The following is a 3,895-nucleotide window of genomic DNA, read 5'->3' on the forward strand; positions in this document are numbered from 1 at the left end:
GCTCTAATTGACTGATATGGAGATGTTGAATCGTTGGGTCTTGATTCGGTTCTGTCACCTATGTGGTACTCATAATTGATCGAACACCAGACTCGATCTCACCGGGAAATTCTAGCGAAGTGATTGAGAAATCAGTCCCTTACCTATTGAGAATCCGGTATGGCTACTCATATGGTACAACGAAAATATCCAGATAGAAACCTGTTTCTGCTCCTTAAAAAACTATTTCCAGGTTTCAAATTTTGAAATGTTGGGTTGGGATATGGATATTCAGCGCTTTCCGGGCTATTTCATGGTTTCAGGAGCGATTATCTGCTCGGTATGATGAATACCACACGGGGAAACGTTTTATATCAGGTATCTGGTGTTGAATGATGAGAACTTTTCACCTCATCCTCCTCACATATTAACTATGATATGATGTTCCTTCTGATCATCTACCAGATGAATCATGGAATCAACCTGCTCATTCCCATCAGATTGTATGGTTTTGGTCCCCGTTCCTGAGTTTTTTACCACGATGATATATGGCGTGGAACGATAGTGGTATTCAATCTGGTACGAACTCCACCGATCAGGAATACACGGCTCAATGGTCATCTGATCTCCGTTCAATCGTATCCCGAGCAGAGATTCAAGGATCAGCGTATACATAAGACCTGCTGATCCGGTATAACCGGTCCAGCCACCCCGCCCGGTATGAGGAGGGGTTGAGTAAATATCAGAAGCCACCAGATATGGTTCGACCCGGTAGATGCTGATCTCCTCCTTAGTTGATCCATGGTGTATCGGGCTGATATGTGACATCAGGTTCCAGGCTTGTTCATGATCCTTGAGAGCCGCAAACGCCATCACGACCCATATTGCAGCATGCGAATAATGCCCGCCATTCTCACGGATTCCCGGAACATACCCTTTAATGTACCCGGGATTTGTCTGTGCTGTATCAAAAGGAGGGGTGAGAAGAGAAATCAACCGGTCATCAGAATGAATGAGATACTTCTTTACTGCTTCCATTGCAGATCGTGCCCGTTCCTCTGAACCTGCTCCTGAAAGAACTGCCCAACTCTGGGCAATTGAATCTATCATACAATCAGTATTTTCTGAAGACCCAAGTGGTTCGCCAGAATCAAAATAAGCCCGTCTGTACCACTCACCATCCCATCCGGCTTCTTCGAGGTTTTTCTGCATCTCTTCGGCTTTTACCCTGCAGAATTCTGCAAATCCGGTATCAGAATGGAGGGTTGCCACTTTTTGAAACTGCATCAAAATGTCATAGATAAAAAAACCGAGCCATATGCTCTCTCCTTTCCCTGCAGTGCCAATAAGATTCATCCCGTCATTCCAGTCTCCACTACCGATTAAGGGAAGGCCATGTATTCCCGACCTCATCCCAAACTGTATCGCCCGGACACAATGTTCATACAAGGTTCCGGTTATTCCTGACTGATACGGCAGATCATAGTACGAATCATCTTCAGGAGGTACCATTCGTCCTTCGAGAAACGGTACCTGCTCATCGAGAATTCCGGTGTCACGGGTTTTGAGTACATATCTGCAGGTGGTAAAAGGGAGCCATAGGTAGTCATCAGAACAATGCGTTCTCACCCCGCGATTTAAAGGAGGATGCCACCAGTGCTGCACATCACCTTCATGAAACTGGTGTTCAGCACAAAGAAGCAGTTGTTTCCGGATAAGTTCGGGTCGCGTATGGATAAGTGCTAGCACATCCTGGAGCTGATCGCGGTACCCGAACGCTCCGCCAGACTGGTAAAACCCGGTTCTTCCCCAGAGACGAAATGCCATCATCTGATACAGTAACCATCCGTTTACGAGCAGATCCACAGAGAGGTCGGGAGTGGTTATTTTCACTGCACCAAGTGTACGGCTCCAGTACTCTTTTACGGTTTTTAATGTTGCATGAGCAGATTCGACTCCCCTCGTTGTCCGAACCAGATCCCGTGCAGTTTCTATATCCTTTCCGACACCGAGGGTAAAAATGATCTCACGCTCTTCTCCATCAGTTAATTCACAGAGTACCTGCATTGCTGCACATGCATCGAGCCCGGCTCCGACTTTATTTGAGAGACGTACCTGCTCCATGGCCTGAGGTCTGTCACGGGACCCATTCCGGCCGATAAATTCATACCGGTCTCCGGTTACGGTCCGGTTTAATATATTGGAGTCAAGAAAGGCTACTCTCCCGGGAAATTCATGGTTGTACGGATTTTTGGCAAATAGTGCTCCTGATTTTGGATCGATCTCAGTAATCACATAGAGCAGTGATTTAGATCGTAATTCACCAAGCACCCATTCGAGATAGCCGGTTACCGATAAGAGTCTGCGATGACCGGATCGGTTCCGTATTCGAAGAGATAAGAATTTTACCGGTTTCTCACTGGAGACAAAAATGGTGAGTCTGGTGGTGATGCCGTATTCACATGAATCAAAGATCGAATAGCCAAATCCATGTCTGGTAACATATTGGTTTACTCCTTGTGTAGGTAGCGGTGTCGGAGACCAGAATATGCCGGTTTCTTCATCTCTAATATAAAGAGCCTCGCCAGAGCGATCCCGAACCGGATCATTCATCCAGGGGGTCAGTCTGAATTCATGAGCATTCTCGTTCCAGGTATAAACACTCCCGTTTTCTGATACTACAGTCCCAAAGGTCTCGTTCGCAAGAACATTCACCCATGGTGCGGGTGTTGCCTTCCCTTTTTTCGTATATATTACGTATTCCTTTCCATCCTGGGAAAACCCGCCGGTACCATTAAAGAAGTGGAGTTTTTCCTCCCGTTTTTCTGGAATACTCCCGATGGTACCCTGATGGACACGGGTGGGAAGGAGTTTCGGGACGAATATCTTCTTCCAGCCTGTCCTTTCCATCTGTTCAGCGATAGTTCCCCCTCGATCGGTAATAATCACCCGTGCTACTGTCAGGATAAGGATCCGGTCTTCTTCTGACATCTGCTCAAGATGTCTGATGAATATTCCACCTTTGCTGTTTAATACATGAGAATCAGATCCCGGCGGTATCTGGAGCATGATCTCATCCTGAAGTTCCTGCCGGTATCCTGATTGATCTTCATTCCAGATCACTAAATCGACTACTAATCCTTTTGTCCGCCAATATGCATGAGCCTGAACCATCTCTTTAATAAGACCGATTCGATCTCTGTTTTGTATCCTCACCAGTACAATCGAGACATCTCCTGAAATTCCATACCCCCAGAGACTGGACTGCCCACGATTGTTCCTGAGAATTACATTCTGGCTAGCCCTTCGTGATGGATTAGCATAGAGGATTGACGAGGCAAGCGTGCAATAGAGTTGGGCATCCTGCTCAGTTGCATTGAGTTGTCTGAGCATAATCTGAGCATGGGTCCATGCCAGCTCTGATACCCGGTCAGCCATGTACCAGTCATAATACTTCTCGACAAGGGAGATGGCTCCGGTTCTGGTATCACTTACTCCGGTAAAGATGTTTATCCCAGCAGTCTCCTGTGGATCTAACGATATCGTACATCTGATAGCAACGATGGGATCGAGTACAGAACCTTCCGTGTCTGAAAGGGTAGATGAATCGGTCATGGCGACAGGATGAGAAAGCGAGTTGATTCGACCGATGAACCGGGATCGATCGGTTTCATACGAGATAGTTCGCACCTGGGTACCATCAACGGTTATCATATGAAGCATCCAGGGAGGATGCTCACCGTCTGAACGTGCTCTTCTTGTTGCAAGAATTGCATTTTTCTCCCTGACCAGTTCGGTCTGGACAAACAGATTACTGAAGGCAGGATGCGATTCATCAGAAGCTGAAGATGCCAGAACTACTTCTGCATAACTGGTGAATTCGATAATCTTTTTGGTATATGAGCGATTGGTAACC

The 3,895-nt window shown here is 46.6% G+C and carries 1 pseudogene; it reads right to left on the reverse strand.

The features are described 5' to 3' along the window. Positions 1 to 399: 399 nt before the first annotated feature. Positions 400 to 3,895, reverse strand: a pseudogene (locus LUQ50_RS07290) (cyclic beta 1-2 glucan synthetase); the annotation flags it as partial.

Source organism: Methanospirillum sp. (genome assembly GCF_028679455.1).
Classification (GTDB): Archaea; Halobacteriota; Methanomicrobia; order Methanomicrobiales; family Methanospirillaceae; genus Methanospirillum.